The organism is Bifidobacterium ruminantium DSM 6489, assembly GCF_000770925.1.
GTDB classification, from domain to species: domain Bacteria; phylum Actinomycetota; class Actinomycetes; order Actinomycetales; family Bifidobacteriaceae; genus Bifidobacterium; species Bifidobacterium ruminantium.
The window spans coordinates 1-293 of the sequence record NZ_JDTK01000065.1; the positions used below are offsets into that span (position 1 = coordinate 1).

The following is a 293-nucleotide window of genomic DNA, read 5'->3' on the forward strand; positions in this document are numbered from 1 at the left end:
GCACGCTCGCACCGGACTTCAGGCTCAGCTTCCCGTTGCTCACGCCGTCACCCGAGATCGAGACGGACGTGACCGGGACCGGATTGTCAGCCACAGTAACAACGACCGAAGCCGTCTTACCGCCCGCGGTCGCTGTAATCGTTGCAGTGCCAGCCTTCACAGCGGTGACCTTGCCATCAGACACCTTAGCCACGGAATTGTTCGAGCTGGTCCAAGAGACCGTCTTGTCGGTAGCGTTGGACGGGTTCACGGTAGCGGTCAACTGCACGCTCGCACCGGACTTCAGGCTCAGC

At 61.4% G+C, this 293-nt stretch carries 1 protein-coding gene; it reads right to left on the reverse strand.

What is annotated here, in order from left to right:
* On the reverse strand, nt 1–293 hold a 293-nt coding region (locus OU26_RS09375; RefSeq protein WP_033499135.1), incomplete at both ends, for an Ig-like domain-containing protein.